Genomic DNA, 15,487 nt, shown 5'->3' on the forward strand with positions numbered 1-15,487 from the left:
CCGCTACCCCCGATGAGGCGTCACACGCCAGGTCGTCGCCACAACCTGCTTGTCAGATCGCAGAGTTGAGGAGACCAGGGCGGAAAGGGCTGGACGGGCACATCTGATCGTCTTCGCGACTTCAACCCATCGACTTCACCATATCTTCACTGGCAGCATGAAGGGATGACCCCTATAACCAAGGGCGCCAACACCCCCGTGCCCGCGGCCCCGCTCCGTGTGGCGGTCTGCCGCCGTCACGTGCCCGGCGGCCCGGTGGTGGACGCGTCCGTCCTGCTGCTCGACGCGAACGGGAAGGTCCGCGGCGATCGCGACCTGGTCTTCTACAACCAGCCGGTCCATCCGTCGGGCACGGTCCGGCACATGGGCACGGTGGAGGGCGACGGGCGGATCGCCGAGTGGCTGGAGATCGACCTCCCGCGCATCGAGCGGGCGGTGCGGCGACTGGTGGTGGCGGGCTCCTGCGAGGGCGGCGCCTTCGGGCAGGTGGCGGACCTCACCCTGCAGAGCATGGCGCCGGACGGGTCGCCGGTGGTGTCCTACGCGGTCACGGGCGCCTCCACGGAGACGGCCTTCGTCCTGGGTGAGTTCTACCGGCGCGACGGCGGATGGAAGTTCCGGGCCGTGGGCCAGGGGTATGCGTCCGGACTCGCAGGCCTCGCCACGGACTTCGGGATCGCCGTGGCGCAGAGCACCCCCGTGCGGCCCCCGGAACCACCGGCTCCGGCGTCCCCGGCGCCGTCCCCACACGTCCCTGCCCCGCCCCCGCACATCCCGCCTGCGCCCGCCGCGACCCCGCGGCAGTACCCGCCGCAGGTCCCGGTCCCGTTCGCCTTCGGGCCGGAGTTCGCTCCCGTCGTACGCCGGGGCAGCGGCGGCGACGTCGTCACCGTCCACGAGCCCATCGGCCGCGGACCGGTCGTGGTCGAGGCCTGGTACGAGGGCGAGGGCTACTTCGCGGCCCACACACTGGACGCGCGCAACAGGGAGGACGAGCTCCTCTTCAACACGACCGTCCCGGGATTCCGCGGACGGGTGCTCGTCCACCACACGGGTGACCGCGCCCTGCGTCTGCGGGTCGAGGCCGATGCCGCCTGGACCCTGGTCGTCCAGCCGGTGTCCGCCGCCCGGCACCTCACCGACGGCATCCAGGGCAACGGCCCCGAAGTGCTGGTGCACCACGGGACCGCCGCCGACCTGGACGCGGCGCACTTCGGGGACGAGGACGAGGGAGGCTGCTTCGCCCTCTGGTGCGTCGAACCCGCACGGACCCCCGGACCCGACATCGGGGACCTGCTGGTCAACGAGACAGGGGTGGTGCACCACACCGTGCCGATCCCCGACGGCCCGCTGCTGCTGCGGGTCGAGGCGGACGGCCCCTGGTCCTTCGGCCTCCGGCCCCTGCCCGCACCCGACCCGGCCGCGCAGGCGGCGGGCGTCCACACCGGCCGTGGCCGCGGCAAGGTCACGCTCTCCAACCCGGTCCCCGGCCGGCCCGCCCTCCTCGACTACTCCATCGAGAGCGACGGATCGGTGTTCGGCCACACGGTCCGGATCATCGACGAGTACGGCGACGGCGAGCAGCTCCTGCGCGGCAGCGAGGACGGGGCACGGGGCAGGACCCTGCTGTTCCGCAACGGCGAGAGCGAGGTGGTCCTCGGCGTCGAGGGCGCCGGCGACTGGCGGCTGAGCCTGCTCCCCGTCGAGACGGCCCCCGTGCTCACCGGCCCCGCCCAGGGCACCGGCAGCGAGGTGTTCCGCTACGCGGGCCCGCCCGCCCTGCTCGGGCTGCGACGGCTCACCACTGACGAGGGCCGGCTGGCCACCCGCACCGTGCAGGCACACGGCAGGACCGTCGTGTGCGCCGACACCGGCGGCCGCCGCCGCCCCGCCGTCGGACCCCTGTGGGTGTCAGGCGCGGGCCACTGCTACGTCCTGGTCGGCGCCGCGGACCACACCGGCTGGCACATCGAGCCGACGGCCCTTCAGGAGACCCCGGCGTTCGGCCGCTCGGTGTCCGGACACGGGTACGGCGTCGTCCACCACTCCGGGCCGGAGACCGAAGTCATGCTCACGCATGAACCCCGCGGAGGGCTCGACGCGCTCGTCGTCTGGGCACTCGACGAGCGGCTCGAACCCGTGCGCAGGGTGAGCATCGGCGGCGGCCTCCAGCGGCTGCCCACCGGCTACCTCCAGATCAGGACCATGGGCCGCTGGACGTTCGAGGCACGCGGCTGACGGAAGCACGGCGGCGCGGCCCGCGGGCATGACCGGCGTACCGCGCGCTCGGGGCCGTCCCGTCATTCCTGGCCGGCGCGCGACGACGGCTGCGGCACCTCGCCGCGGTGCCGGCGGGACGCCCGGACGGATCCGGTACGCGGACGTCCCTCCGCCGTGCGACGCACCGCGTCCGACGCCGCGCGCTGATCCACCGCGGATCACGGGACATCCCTTAGGGTGCGGACCATGGCAGCGAGCGCGGGGGACCGGGACACCGCCGATTCCGGGCCCGGCCCCTCCGACCCCCGTCGCTGGCGCGCCCTCGCGGTCTGCCTGGTGGCGGGCTTCATGACGCTCCTGGACGTGTCCATCGTCAACGTGGCGCTGCCGTCCATCAAGGAGGGGCTCGACACCCCGGAGTCCGACCTCCAGTGGGTGCTGTCCGGCTACGCCCTCGCCTTCGGGCTGGTCCTCATCCCCGGTGGACGGCTCGGCGACGCCCGGGGCCGCCGCGCCGTGTTCATGGCGGGGCTGACCCTGTTCACCCTGGCGTCGGCCGCCTGCGGCGCCGCCCAGTCCAGCCTGTGGCTCGTCGTCGCACGGCTGCTCCAGGGTGCTGCCGGCGGACTCCTCTCGCCGCAGATCTCCGCGTTGATCCAGCAGATGTTCTCCGGTCGCGAGCGGGGCCGTGCCTTCGGGATGTTCGGGACCGTCGTCGGCATCTCCACCGCGGTCGGCCCCCTCCTCGGCGGGCTCCTGATCCAGATGGCCGGACCGCAGGAGGGCTGGCGGTGGGTGTTCTACGTCAACCTGCCGATCGGAGCCGTCTGCCTCGTGCTGGCCCGGCGGCTGCTTCCGGACACGCCGTCGGCGGGCCGGGTGCGGCCCCGCGACCTGGACCCCGTCGGCGTCCTGCTGCTCGGCAGCGGAGTCCTCGTCCTGCTGCTGCCCTTCGTCCAGGCCCAGCAGTGGCCGGGCGACGGCAAGTGGCTGCTCGTGCCGGTGGCCCTCGTCCTGCTCGCCGCCTTCGTCGCCTGGGAGTCCCGCTGCGCCGGCCGCGGCGTCCAGCCGGTCCTGGATCTGGCGCTGTTCCGGCTGCGGTCCTTCTGGCTCGGCTGCCTGATGATCCTTCTGTACTTCGCGGGATTCACCTCGATCTTCTTCATCAGCACGCTCTACCTCCAGTCCGGGCTGCGCTACAGCGCACTCGAAGCCGGACTCGCCATCACCCCGTTCGCCCTCGGCGCCGGCGGCTCCGCGACCATCGGCGGCCGGCTGGTCGGCCGTTTCGGCCGGCCCCTCATCGTCGTCGGACTCACGATGGTCGCGGCCGGGCTGGGACTCACCGCGCTGGCAGCGCACCTCGTCCCGGGCCGGGGCGCCGGGCTCGCCATGGCCGCGCCGCTGCTGCTGGCGGGCCTGGGCAGCGGACTCGTCATCGCCCCCAACCAGACCCTCACTCTCTCGCGGGTCCCGGTGCGCAACGCCGGAAGCGCCGGCGGCACCCTCCAGACCAGTCAGCGCGTCGGATCGGCCATCGGGATCGCCGCGGTCGGCTCGGTCTTCTTCGCCCGTCTCGGCCCGGGCGACTGGGCGTCGGCGTACGACCACGGGCTCCTCGTCTCGGTCGCCTTCGTGATCGCGGCCCTGATCGTGGCGCTGGCCGACGTGGGAGCGGGCAGGCGGGAGAGGAAACGCGCGGCGGAGCCCGAGGCCCGACACACCGACCAGTCGAGGAGCACACCATGAACGACACGAGCGCCGGGGAGAAGGACGGCAACACCTCGTACGGCCGCAAGCCCTTCAAGCGGTCCCGCAGCCACTTCGCCGACCGGATCACCGCAGACGGCCGCGACGGCTGGCCCGTCGAGGCCGGGCGCTACCGGCTCGTCGTCAGCCGTGCCTGCCCCTGGGCGAGCCGCGCGCTGGTCTCCCGGCGCCTGCTCGGGCTGGAGGACGCCCTCTCACTGGCCGTCACGGACCCGATCCAGGACGACCGCAGCTGGCGCTTCACCCTCGACGAGGGCGGCAGGGACCCCGTGCTCGGGTACCGCTATCTGAGCGAGGCCTACGACGCGCGGGAGCAGGAGTACCCCGGCGGGGTCAGCGTGCCCGCGATCGTCGACGTGCCGACCAGGTCCCTGGTCACCAACGACTTCCAGCAGATCACGCTGGACCTGGCCACGGAATGGACCGCCCTGCACCGGCCCGGCGCACCCGACCTCTACCCGGAGCCGCTGCGCGACGAGATCGACACGGTGATGGAGGGCATCTACCGGGACGTCAACAACGGCGTGTACCGCACCGGGTTCGCCAGCGGACAGGAGGAGTACGAGGCCGCGTTCACCGGCCTGTTCCGGCGCCTCGACCTGGTCTCGGAGCGGCTCGCGGACCGGCGCTACCTCGTGGGCGACACCATCACCGAGGCGGACATCCGGCTGTTCACCACGCTGGTGCGCTTCGACCCCGTCTACCACGGCCACTTCAAGTGCAACCGCGCGAAGCTGGCCGAGGACCCCGTCCTGTGGGCGTACGTCCGCGACCTCTACCAGACCCCCGGCTTCGGCGACACCGTCGACTTCGACCACATCAAGCGGCACTACTACGAGGTGCACACCGGTATCAACCCGACCGGCATCGTGCCCCTCGGGCCGGACCTGTCGGGCTGGCTGACACCGCACCACCGGGAGCAGCTGGGCGGCCGGCCGTTCGGCGACGGGACCCCGCCCGGGCCCGTGCCGGCCGGCGAGGAGGTTCCGGCCGCCGGGCGGCCCTGACCGCGTCACTTCACCCGGGGCGGGGGCTGCGGAGTCCCCGTCGCCAGCGGGCAGCGCGCCAGGACCACACAGCCGACGGCGATCAGGGCCAGCCCGGCCAGCTCGGGCACCAGCCACCACCCGGTGCGGATCGTCTCCCCGAACAGCGTCAGGCCGTACGCCACGCTGATCAGCGCGTCCCCCAGCGTCAGCATCGGCTGCACCGCCACGAGAGTGCCGGCCTGGAGGGCGTTCTGCAGGAGGAACAGGGCGCCCACTCCTGCCACCGCCGTGGCGTAGAGCTGCCACGCGGAGAGCAGGCCGGGTACGCCGTCGGCGTCGAGCCTGCTCATGGCGTCCTTCATCAGCGCGGCGGTCAGGGCGTAGGCGCACGCTGCGGAGAGCCCCAGGAGCGCGCCTCTGGTGTTGCCCGACGTCCTGAGCGCGGTGGCGATCAGGACGGCCTCGAAGACCAGGGTCGCCACGAGGGCGGGGATCCAGGCCGTGTCCCGGACATCCTCGCTGCCGCCGACTGGGGACGCGGAGATCATGCCGATGGCGAGCCCGACCGTCACGGCGGCCACGCCCGCCCAGACGGCACCCGAGAGCCGGCTCCGCAGGACGAAGCCGGCGATCAGCAGGGTCGCGGGCAGCTCGATCACGAAGATCGGCTGGACGACGGCGATGGGCCCCGTGGCCAGCGCCACGGCCTGGCAGATGGCCGCGACGACCACGAGGGCGATCCCGGCCAGCCACACCTTCTGGCGCAGCAGGTGCCGGATGAGTGACAGGTGCATCGCCTCGCTGTCGGGCACGTCGAGGGCGGCACGGCGTTGGAGGACCGAGGCGGAGCCGTTGCTGAGCGCGGTCAGGACGGCGAACAGGACACTGATCACCGCCCCATCATGCGGGCCAGGACCCTCATGTCCGCGGCGCCGCGGACCGCGCGAGTGTCGCCGTTCGCGGACCGCCGCCCCGCGGTCCGCGTAACCTGCCGTCCATGGCCGCCCCCCTTGCTCCCGTGCTCTCCGACCGCGCGCTCAACAGGGCCACGCTGGAACGCCAGTTGCTTCTGAGGCGTTCGCCCGTGCCCGTGAAGGAGGCCGTCGGCGCGCTCGTGGGCCTGCAGGCGCAGAACACCCGGCCCCCGTACTTCCAGCTGTTCGCTCGGCTGGAGGGCTTCGACCCGGCGGAGCTCTCGGGCCTGATGGAGTCCCGCGAGCTGGTCCGGATCGTCACCCTGCGCTCCACCATCCACACCCACACCGCCGAGGACGCGCTCACCCTGCGGCCCCTCGTCCAGCAGGCACGCGACCGGGAGCTGAGCGTGTTCCGGCGCGGGCTCACCGGGGTGGACCTGGACCGGCTGGCGGCGCTCGCCCGCGAGCTGGTCGAGGAGCGGCCGCGCACCATGAAGGAGCTGCGGGAGGCCCTGCTCCGGTCCTGGCCGGACGCCGACCCCAGGGCCCTGGCGGTGGCCGCGCGCTGCCGCCTCCCGCTGGTCCAGGTCACCCCCCGCGGACTGTGGGGTCGCAGCGGCCAGGTCGCCCTGACGACCGCCGAACACTGGCTCGGCAGACCGTCGGAGCAGGCGGCGTCGCCCGACGCCACGGTGCTGCGCTACCTCGGCGCCTTCGGACCGGCGTCGGTGAAGGACATGCAGTCGTGGGCGGGCCTCACCCGTATGCGGGAGGTCTTCGAGCGGCTGCGCCCCCGGCTCGTCACCTTCCGCGACGAGCGCGGAACCGAGCTCTTCGACCTGCCCGACGCCCCCCGCCCCGACCCGCGCACCCCGGCGCCGCCCCGGTTCCTGCCCGAGTTCGACAACGTGCTGCTCGGCCACGCCGACCGGACCCGGATCATCCCGCCCGCCTTCAAGGGGCGCAACGGCGTGGGCAACCAGTCCTACGGGACCGTCCTGGCCGACGGCTTCCTCGCGGCCCTGTGGCGCCTGGACGAGACGGCCGAAGACGCGATCGTCACCGTGCAGGCGCTCGGCCCCCTCACGCGGGCGGTGCGCGAGGAGATCACGCAGGAGGCCGTGGAGATGCTGACGGTGATGTCCACGACCACCGCGTACGACATCCGCTTCGGTACCTTCGTCGACTTCGGCGACTGACACCCGCGAGGGCCCGGCCCGGCACCCGAGAGGGCACCTTGCGCGGAGCGCACGCTGCCGGGGGTGGGCCGGAGGCCGCTCTCAGGGCAGCAGCCCCGCGCGACGCGCGGCCACCACCGCCTCCAGCCGGGTGTGCGCCCCCAGCTTCCGCATCGCCGACCGCAGGTAGCTCTTCACCGTCTCCGGGCGCAGCCCGAGCCGTTCGGCGGCCGCACCGTTGGTCGTGCCCGAGGCGACGCACGCGATCACGTCGATCTCGCGCGGCGCCAGGCGTACCCGCCGGGCCGCGGAGTCCGTGTCCGCCCCCGCCCCGCTCGCCGAGGCGAGCCGGCCGCACACGGCGAGCAGTTCGTCGCGCAGCGCCGGGTCGTGGACCTTCGGGGCCAGCGCACGCAGGTCGCGGTGGGCCTCGCGCACGTCCTCCCAGGTGCCGGGCCGCTCGTCGGGGTCGGAGACCCGCTGACGGGTGGAGGCGAGGAGCCGCCGCACCTCGTCGCGGACGGCCAGGGCCTGCTCCACGTCACGGGCGGCCGACACCGCGACGTCGAACGTGCGGTCCCCGAGGGCGAGGGGCTCGCGCAGCGCCCCGTACAGCACGCCCCGCACCGTACGGCCCACGACGACGGGCACCGCGACGACCGAACGCAGCCCCTCGGCGGCGACCGCCGTGTCGTACTCGTGGCTGATGTGACGGGACGACCGGTAGTCGGTGACCGCGCACGCCCTGGACAGGGCCATCGCCTTGCCCCCGAGCCCGCTGCCCGCCGAGATGACGAGCCCGCGCAGCGCGGGGGTCTGCGCCCCGCTCAGCTCGGCGATCCGCGCGTGGCGGGTGTCCGACAGCAGGCCGCCGAACACCACCGGCAGACCGCTGGCGCGGCGCAGCCTCAGCAGGGCCGCCCGCAGCTCGGTCGCCTCGCCCGTGTCCGGCACGCCGCGCCCCCGCCCTTTCGGCCGTACCCCCGTTCGGGGGTGGTGAGATACAGGTCACTGTTTGCATGATGCTAGAGGACGCGTCCGCGACGAGGAGGGCACATGCCGGCAACGAGTGCGACGGAGACGTTCCGGGCGGCCCGGGACTTCCTGATCGAGCACCGCGAGGACTACACCGCGGCCTGCGAGGGCTTCAGCTGGCCCCGGCCCGACCAGTTCAACTGGGCACTCGACTGGTTCGACGTCATCGCCGAGGGCAACGACCGCACCGCCCTGCACATCGTGGAGGAGGACGGCGGGCGCACCGAGGTCTCGTTCGCCCGCATGGCGACCCGCTCCGCCCAGGCCGCGAACTGGCTTCGTGAGCAGGGCGTGTCCGAGGGCGACCGGATCCTCGTCATGCTCGGCAACCAGGTCGAGCTGTGGGAGACGGCGCTCGCCGCGATGAAGCTGCGCGCCGTCGTCATCCCGGCGACCCCGCTGCTGGGGCCGCTCGACCTGCGCGACCGGGTGGAGCGCGGCCGGGTCCGCCACGTCCTCGCACGGGCCGATGACACCGCGAAGTTCGACGAGGTGCCGGGCGGTTACACGCGGATCGCCGTGGGCGCGGACGTCGACGGCTGGCTCTCCTACGGCGGTGCCGACCACGCGCCGGAGGACTTCACGGCGGACCGGCCCACGGACGCCGACGAGCCCCTCATGCTGTACTTCACCTCAGGGACCACGGCGAGCCCGAAGCTGGTCGAGCACACCCATCTCTCCTATCCGGTCGGCCACCTGTCCACGATGTACTGGATCGGCCTCCGGCCCGGTGACGTGCACCTGAACATCTCCTCGCCCGGCTGGGCGAAGCACGCCTGGTCGAACCTCTTCGCGCCGTGGAGCGCCGAGGCCACCGTCTTCATCTTCAACTACACCCGGTTCGACGCCACCCGGCTGATGGCGGAGATGGACCGCTCGTCCGTGACCAGCTTCTGCGCCCCGCCGACGGTCTGGCGGATGCTCATCCAGGCCGATCTCGGGCAGCTGAAGACACCGCCGCGCGAGGTCGTCGCGGCCGGTGAGCCGCTGAACCCCGAGGTCATCGAAAGCGTCCGGCGGGAGTGGGGTGTGACGATCCGGGACGGTTTCGGCCAGACGGAGACCTCCGTGCAGGTCGCCAACACCCCGGGACAGCTGCTCAAGGCGGGTTCCATGGGGCGGCCCAGCCCCGGCTTCGACGTCGTGCTGCTCGATCCGGTCTCCGGAGAGCCGGGCGCGGCCGAGGGCGAGATCGCGCTCGACCTCTCGCACGCGCCCGTCGGGCTGATGACGGGCTACCACGGTGACCCGGAGCGCACCGCCGAGGCGATGGCGGGCGGCTACTACCGCACCGGCGACATCGGTTCCCGGGACGAGGACGGGTACATCACGTACGTGGGCAGGGCCGACGACGTCTTCAAGGCCTCGGACTACAAGATCTCGCCGTTCGAGCTGGAGAGCGCCCTGCTGGAGCACGAGGCGGTGGCCGAGGCCGCGGTGGTGCCCGCCCCCGACCCCGTCCGGCTCTCCGTCCCGAAGGCGTACGTCGTGCTGGCGGAGGGCTGGGAGCCCGGGCCGGAGACGGCCAAGGCGCTGTTCGCGCACTCGCGGGCGGTCCTCGCCCCGTACAAGCGCGTCCGCCGGCTGGAGTTCGCCGAACTTCCCAAGACCGTCTCCGGAAAGATCCGCAGGATCGAGCTGCGGGAGCGCACCGCCCGGGGCACCGGCACCGAGTACGACGAGGGAGACCTGCGATGAGCGAGCCGTCCTACGCGCACGGCACCGGTGACACCCCGCTGCTCGGCGACACGATCGGGCGGAACCTGGACCGCGCCGTCGCAGCCTTCCCCGAGCGGGAGGCCCTGGTCGACGTGGTGTCCGGACGCCGCTGGACCTACGCGGAGTTCGGGGCCGCTGTGGAGGAACTGGCCCGCGGGCTGATGGCGTCCGGGGTGGCCAAGGGCGACCGGGTGGGCATCTGGGCGGTCAACTGCCCGGAGTGGGTCCTCGTCCAGTACGCGACGGCCCGCATCGGCGCCGTCATGGTCAACATCAACCCGGCCTACCGGGCCCACGAGCTGAAGTACGTGCTCGAACAGGCCGGGATCTCCCTCCTGGTCGCCTCGCTCACCCACCGCACCAGCGACTACCGGGCGCTCGTCGGCCAGGTCCGCGCCGACTGCCCCGCGCTGCGGGCCGTGCACTACATCGGCGACCCGTCCTGGGACGAGCTGACGCGTGCCGCGGACGGGGTGACCGTCGAGCAACTCAGGTCGCGTGAAGCGGAGTTGTCCTGTGACGATCCGATCAACATCCAGTACACCTCCGGCACCACGGGCTTTCCCAAGGGGGCGACGCTCTCCCACCACAACATCCTCAACAACGGTTACTCCGTGGGGGAGATGGTCGCCTACACCGAGCACGACCGGGTCTGCCTGCCGGTGCCGTTCTACCACTGCTTCGGCATGGTCATGGGAAACCTCGGCATCACCTCGCACGGTGCCTGCATCGTGATCCCCGCCCCGTCCTTCGAGCCGGCCGCGGTGCTGGCCGCCGTGCAGCAGGAGCGGTGCACCTCGCTCTACGGGGTGCCCACCATGTTCATCGCGGAGCTGGACCTCCCCGGCTTCTCCTCGTACGACCTCTCCTCGCTCCGCACCGGGATCATGGCCGGATCGCCCTGCCCCGTCGAGGTGATGAAGAGGGTCGTCGCGGAGATGCACATGGAGGAGGTGTCGATCTGCTACGGCATGACGGAGACGTCACCGGTGTCCCTCCAGACGCGCCGGGACGACGATCTGGAGCGCCGTACGGGCACGGTCGGCCGGGTGATGCCGCACATCGAGGTGAAGGTGACCGACCCCGCGACCGGGGTGACGCTGCCGCGCGGTGAGGCCGGGGAGCTGTGCACCCGCGGGTACAGCGTCATGCTGGGTTACTGGGGTCAGCCCGAGCGGACCGCCGAAGTCGTCGACGCGGGGCGGTGGATGCACACGGGGGACCTCGCGGTGATGCGGGAGGACGGATACGTCCAGATCGTCGGCCGGATCAAGGACATGATCATCCGCGGCGGTGAGAACGTCTATCCGCGGGAGATCGAGGAGTTCCTGTACGGCCATCCCAAGATCGCGGACGTGCAGGTGGTGGGCGTGCCCGACGCCGTGTACGGCGAGGAGATCCTGGCCTGCGTGATTCCCCGCGACCCGGCCGACCCGCCGACGCTGGACGAGGTGACCGCCCACTGCCGCGAGCAGTTGGCCCACTACAAGATCCCGCGCGCCCTGCGGATCATGGACGCGTTCCCGATGACGGTGAGCGGGAAGGTCCGGAAGGTCGAACTGCGGGAGGGCTACGGAGCCTGAGGGCCGTCGGGCCGAGGGGTCAGGCGGCTTCGATGACGCCGGAACCGATGCCCTGGGTGGCCGCAGCCCACTCGATGAGCAGTACCTCGTACTCCGCGGCCTCCACCGGCGTCCAGTCCTGGCCCGCTCGCGCGTCGACGAGTGCGCGGATGGCGTCGTTGGCGTCGACGGCGGACGGGTGCGCGGGCTGGGTCAGGAAAACGGGGGTGGAGTGGGTGGCATGCCGAGGAGTTAAGACCATGCCTTCACTCTACGTCCTCACACTGACAACAGACCGAACATATGAGGCCCCGAGGGGTACAGGTGACCGAAATCATCCTGCGGGAATCCGGCGGGTCCGCCGGAAGGCGCGTGGCCTGACGTCTCGTCAGGGACCGGTGCTGATCAACTCGTCGGCCGAGCCGTTCACGGGCTGAGGCGTACCGGTGAGATCCAGGACGAACAGGGGGATGGCGAGCCCGTCGGCCCGTGAGCGCGCCTCGTCGGTGTAGCCGGCCAGCGAGAACAGCACACCGGAGACGGACGAGTTGAGGGCGTTCAGCCATAAGCACTCGACGTCCCGCAACGGGGTCGGCCGGGTCGTCGCGTCGACCTGGGCGATGAGGCCGGCGGCCCTGAGGTCTATCCGGGAGCTGGAGCTGGGCCGCGCTTCGGGCTGCATCACGTCGCGGTAGCCCAGCCACCGCAGGTACAGCGCGGCCGTGCTCACCGCGTCCCTGGCGGTGCGTATCACCAGGGGCCGGAACGACGGACGCGGATGTGCGGCCGTGCGGGGCAGCGGTATGTGCGACGGCCCGGGAGCGGCGGGCGGGGCGGCCCCGTGCGTGGCCACGGGGCGCACGGGGATCCGCAGGACCGCGCCGCAGGGGCAGCAGAGTTCGGGGTGCGGCCACTGGTCGCGCCGCCCGCAGGAGTGGCAGCGCACGTTCACCCAGTCGTCGTCCCAGGTGCGGTGCGTGATGGGCACGGCCGGGGCGCCGCGCATGAGCGGCGGGGCGGTCGGGGCGCCGCAGGGGCAGGGGTAGACCGGCGTGATGTACGCGTGGTCCCGGCGGCAGACGGGGCAGCGCACCGGTACGGACTCCACGTGTGGCCCCTTCCTTCACCGCTTCCGCGGCGGTTGCGTTCCGTACTCCCATCGTCCACCAGGAGCGACCCTCCGGGCAGGGGAACGGCGTACTCCGACGCACCCGGGAGGCCGCGTTCCCGCCCTCTCTTGACGGTTGCGCGAGCCGCCTCTAAGTTGATTCCGTATAGCAGAAGTAAGTTTCCATAATACGGAATTGGCGCTCTCAGGTGGCGCGACAGAGCCCGACTCCACCAGGTCCGAGCAGGAGCACTCATGCCTCGTATGACCGCTGCCCGAGCGGCAGTTGAGATCCTCAAGCGCGAAGGCGTCAGCAACGCGTTCGGTGTGCCCGGTGCGGCGATCAACCCGTTCTACGCGGCTCTCAAGGCGTCCGGCGGGGTGCACCACACCCTCGCCCGCCACGTCGAGGGCGCCTCCCACATGGCCGAGGGATACACGCGTGCCGCGGCCGGGAACATCGGCGTCTGCATCGGCACGTCGGGGCCCGCGGGCACCGACATGATCACCGGCCTGTACTCCGCCATCGCCGACTCCGTGCCGATCCTCTGCATCACCGGCCAGGCGCCGACCGCCGTCCTCCACAAGGAGGACTTCCAGGCCGTCGACATCGCGTCGATCGCCGCGCCGGTGACCAAGGCCGCGACGACCGTCCTGGAGGCCGCGCAGGTCCCGGGCGTCTTCCAGCAGGCCTTCCACCTGATGCGCACGGGCCGGCCCGGACCGGTCCTCATCGACCTGCCGATCGACGTGCAGCTCACCGAGATCGAGTTCGACCCCGAGCTGTACGAGCCGCTGCCCGTACACAAGCCCGCCGCGAGCCGCAGGCAGATCGAGCGGGCCGTCGAGATGCTCGACGCCTCCGAGCGGCCGCTCGTCGTCGCCGGCGGCGGCATCATCAACGCAGACGCCTCCGCACTGCTCGTGGAGTTCGCGGAACTGACCGGTGTGCCGGTCGTCCCCACCCTGATGGGCTGGGGCATCCTCCCCGACGACCACCCGCTGAACGCGGGCATGGTCGGCCTCCAGACCTCGCACCGCTACGGCAACGCGAACTTCCTGGAGTCCGACTTCGTCCTCGGCATCGGCAACCGCTGGGCCAACCGCCACACCGGCAAGCTGGACGTCTACACGAAGGGCCGCACCTTCGTCCACGTGGACATCGAGCCCACCCAGCTGGGCAGGATCTTCGCCCCGGACCTCGGCATCGCCTCCGACGCGAAGGCGGCCCTGGAGCTCTTCGTCGAGGTCGCCAGGGAGCTGAAGGAGGCCGGCCGGCTGAAGGACCGCTCGGCGTGGGCGGCCTCCACACAGGAACGCCGGGCCACGCTCCAGCGCCGTACGCACTTCGACGACGTGCCGCTGAAGCCCCAGCGCGTGTACGAGGAGATGAACCGGGCGTTCGGCCCCGAGACCCGCTACGTCAGCACCATCGGCCTCTCCCAGATCGCCGGGGCGCAGATGCTGCACGTCTACCGGCCGCGCCACTGGATCAACTGCGGCCAGGCCGGCCCGCTCGGCTGGACGATCCCGGCGGCACTGGGTGTCGCCACCGCGGACCCCGACGGCTCCGTCGTCGCCCTCTCCGGCGACTACGACTTCCAGTTCATGCTGGAGGAGCTCGCGGTCGGGGCCCAGCACCGCATCCCGTACGTCCACGTGCTGGTGAACAACTCCTACCTGGGGCTCATCCGGCAGGCGCAGCGCAACTTCGACATCGACTTCCAGGTCAACCTGGAGTTCGAGAACCTCAACTCCCCGGAGCTGGGCGTCTACGGCGTGGACCACGTCAAGGTCGTCGAGGGCCTGGGCTGCAAGGCGATCCGGGTCACCGAGCCCGACCAGCTGCTGCCGGCCTTCGAGGAGGCGAAGAAGCTCGCGGCCGAGCACCGGGTGCCGGTCGTCGTCGAGGCGATCCTGGAGCGGGTCACGAACATCTCGATGAGCGGGACGGACATCGCGTCGGTCAACGAGTTCGAGGACGTCGCGACCGAGCCCGGGCACGCCCCCACGGCGATCCGCCCGCTGACGGTCTCCTGACTCCCCGGCCACCACCGGGCCCGGGGCCCGGTCCGCCCGTCCCCGCGAGGGGCGGAGCGGGCCGGGCCCCGGTGCGTCGACGAGGCAGCCCCGCGGACCGGACGGTCCCGGTGGGGCTCACTCCCAGTCCCGCACGGTCCCGCCGTCCTTGGACACGCTGTAGTAGTCCACCGAGGACAACTCCAGGCGGAACACCATGCCGTGGCGTGCCCGGACATCCGCCACCGTCGTCGACGCCGGCTCGCGCAGGTGCCTGCTCAGCGGAGGATCGCTCGCCGCGGGCGGGCCCGGTTCCTCCGCCCGCGTCGGCGGGTCGCTGCGCGCGGTGTCCCAGGACAGGGTCTGCGAGGGGTCGGACACCTGGACGGGCTCGGGCGTGCCAGGGCCCGTCGGGTTCGGGCCGCGCCCCGCGTAGTACGCGACGAGGCTTCCGCGGTACTCGTCGTGACCGAACGGGACCGTGCCCGCCGCGCCGCCACCGGCGGCCGCCTCGCGGTCGCCCGCCGTGAAGACGCCGTCCAGCACCTGCGCGATCCGCTTCGGGTCCGCCCCGTAGTACGCGGTCACGCGCAGCGTGCACCGGATCCTGTAGCGGTCGTCCTCGGAGGACGAGAGCCAGTCCGCGGCCGTACCGCCCGCGCACGTGTCGTCCAGGGACACGAGGCCGAGCGTGAGGGGCGTCTCCTCGTCGTACGCCCGCACGACGGACCTCAGATGCGCCTCGGCCCCCTCGCGTGAGTGCCTCGCCTGTGTGCTTCCGGCGAGTTCGCGCACCTCCGCGGGATCGGTGGCACGGTCCTGCGCGGAGCAGCCGGTGAGGGCGACGAGGAGTCCGAGCGGGAGCGATAAGGCGGCAGGGGCACGCGTCTTGGTCATGCGGCCAGTCTCGTCGCGGGAGCGGCGGTGTCCATCCGTCCGCGTACTCATCCGGCCGGGCGGGGGCCGGTGA

General features: G+C 72.3%; 12 protein-coding genes. 7 read left to right on the forward strand and 5 right to left on the reverse strand.

What is annotated here, in order from left to right; translation table 11 throughout:
* Nucleotides 1-165: 165 nt before the first annotated feature.
* The 3 genes from OHT61_RS26195 (at nt 166) to OHT61_RS26205 (ending at nt 4,997) form a co-directional block, all read left to right on the forward strand.
* A complete protein-coding gene (locus OHT61_RS26195) occupies nt 166-2,238 on the forward strand; it encodes a TerD family protein (protein ID WP_329041583.1) in 2,073 nt (690 codons plus the stop codon).
* A 228-nt stretch (nt 2,239-2,466) separates the two neighbouring features.
* The gene (locus OHT61_RS26200) at nt 2,467-3,969 is read left to right on the forward strand and encodes an MFS transporter (RefSeq protein ID WP_329041584.1); all 1,503 of its coding nucleotides are present in this window, start codon (nt 2,467-2,469) and stop codon (nt 3,967-3,969) included.
* Nucleotides 3,966-4,997 carry a glutathione S-transferase family protein gene (locus tag OHT61_RS26205; RefSeq protein ID WP_329041585.1) on the forward strand — a complete coding sequence of 344 codons (1,032 nt, stop codon included), beginning with the start codon at nt 3,966-3,968 and terminating at the stop codon, nt 4,995-4,997. The genes OHT61_RS26200 and OHT61_RS26205 overlap by 4 nt, the downstream gene beginning before the upstream one ends.
* 5 nt (nt 4,998-5,002) lie before the next feature.
* Here OHT61_RS26205 and OHT61_RS26210 read toward each other — a convergent pair whose 3' ends face one another.
* A complete protein-coding gene (locus OHT61_RS26210; RefSeq protein WP_329041586.1) occupies nt 5,003-5,872 on the reverse strand; it encodes a DMT family transporter in 870 nt (289 codons plus the stop codon).
* A 104-nt stretch (nt 5,873-5,976) separates the two neighbouring features.
* On the opposite strand from OHT61_RS26210, the gene OHT61_RS26215 reads away from it, so the two are divergent.
* Nucleotides 5,977-7,095, forward strand: coding sequence for a winged helix DNA-binding domain-containing protein (locus OHT61_RS26215; protein WP_329041587.1), 1,119 nt, complete (start codon nt 5,977-5,979; stop codon nt 7,093-7,095).
* 81 nt (nt 7,096-7,176) lie between these two features.
* Here the strand turns inward: OHT61_RS26215 and OHT61_RS26220 are convergent, their stop codons facing one another.
* Nucleotides 7,177-8,028 carry a response regulator transcription factor gene (locus OHT61_RS26220; RefSeq protein ID WP_329041588.1) on the reverse strand — a complete coding sequence of 284 codons (852 nt, stop codon included), beginning with the start codon at nt 8,026-8,028 and terminating at the stop codon, nt 7,177-7,179.
* 102 nt (nt 8,029-8,130) lie between these two features.
* Here OHT61_RS26220 and OHT61_RS26225 point away from each other — a divergent pair, with 102 nt between their 5' ends.
* Both OHT61_RS26225 and OHT61_RS26230 read left to right on the forward strand, forming a co-directional pair.
* Complete coding sequence (locus OHT61_RS26225) at nt 8,131-9,807, forward strand: AMP-binding protein (RefSeq protein ID WP_329041589.1); 1,677 nt, start codon at nt 8,131-8,133, stop codon at nt 9,805-9,807.
* A complete protein-coding gene (locus OHT61_RS26230; RefSeq protein WP_329041590.1) occupies nt 9,804-11,411 on the forward strand; it encodes an AMP-binding protein in 1,608 nt (535 codons plus the stop codon). Before OHT61_RS26225 ends, OHT61_RS26230 begins: the two co-directional genes overlap by 4 nt.
* A gap of 19 nt (nt 11,412-11,430) precedes the next feature.
* Here OHT61_RS26230 and OHT61_RS26235 read toward each other — a convergent pair whose 3' ends face one another.
* A complete protein-coding gene (locus OHT61_RS26235) occupies nt 11,431-11,652 on the reverse strand; it encodes a hypothetical protein (RefSeq protein WP_329041591.1) in 222 nt (73 codons plus the stop codon).
* A 126-nt stretch (nt 11,653-11,778) separates the two neighbouring features.
* Nucleotides 11,779-12,498 carry a hypothetical protein gene (locus tag OHT61_RS26240; RefSeq protein ID WP_329041592.1) on the reverse strand — a complete coding sequence of 240 codons (720 nt, stop codon included), beginning with the start codon at nt 12,496-12,498 and terminating at the stop codon, nt 11,779-11,781.
* Between the two features lie 255 nt (nt 12,499-12,753).
* Here OHT61_RS26240 and gcl point away from each other — a divergent pair, with 255 nt between their 5' ends.
* On the forward strand, nt 12,754-14,538 hold the full coding sequence (gene gcl, locus OHT61_RS26245) for a glyoxylate carboligase (RefSeq protein ID WP_329041593.1): 1,785 nt from the start codon (nt 12,754-12,756) through the stop codon (nt 14,536-14,538).
* Between the two features lie 117 nt (nt 14,539-14,655).
* Here gcl and OHT61_RS26250 read toward each other — a convergent pair whose 3' ends face one another.
* Entirely contained in the window at nt 14,656-15,414 is a 759-nt protein-coding gene (locus tag OHT61_RS26250; RefSeq protein WP_329041594.1) for a hypothetical protein, read from the reverse strand.
* Between the last annotated feature and the right edge of the window lie 73 nt (nt 15,415-15,487).

Source organism: Streptomyces sp. NBC_00178 (assembly GCF_036206005.1).
Taxonomy (GTDB): domain Bacteria; phylum Actinomycetota; class Actinomycetes; order Streptomycetales; family Streptomycetaceae; genus Streptomyces.

What these genes read in the sequence shown, in the direction of transcription:
- OHT61_RS26195 (WP_329041583.1), top strand. Translation starts at nt 166, where the DNA reads ATGACCCCTATAACCAAGGGCGCCAACACCCCCGTGCCCGCGGCCCCG.
- OHT61_RS26200 (WP_329041584.1), top strand. Translation starts at nt 2,467, where the DNA reads ATGGCAGCGAGCGCGGGGGACCGGGACACCGCCGATTCCGGGCCCGGC.
- OHT61_RS26205 (WP_329041585.1), top strand. Translation starts at nt 3,966, where the DNA reads ATGAACGACACGAGCGCCGGGGAGAAGGACGGCAACACCTCGTACGGC.
- OHT61_RS26215 (WP_329041587.1), top strand. Translation starts at nt 5,977, where the DNA reads ATGGCCGCCCCCCTTGCTCCCGTGCTCTCCGACCGCGCGCTCAACAGG.
- OHT61_RS26225 (WP_329041589.1), top strand. Translation starts at nt 8,131, where the DNA reads ATGCCGGCAACGAGTGCGACGGAGACGTTCCGGGCGGCCCGGGACTTC.
- OHT61_RS26230 (WP_329041590.1), top strand. Translation starts at nt 9,804, where the DNA reads ATGAGCGAGCCGTCCTACGCGCACGGCACCGGTGACACCCCGCTGCTC.
- OHT61_RS26235 (WP_329041591.1), bottom strand. Translation starts at nt 11,652, where the DNA reads ATGGTCTTAACTCCTCGGCATGCCACCCACTCCACCCCCGTTTTCCTG.
- gcl (WP_329041593.1), top strand. Translation starts at nt 12,754, where the DNA reads ATGCCTCGTATGACCGCTGCCCGAGCGGCAGTTGAGATCCTCAAGCGC.
- OHT61_RS26250 (WP_329041594.1), bottom strand. Translation starts at nt 15,414, where the DNA reads ATGACCAAGACGCGTGCCCCTGCCGCCTTATCGCTCCCGCTCGGACTC.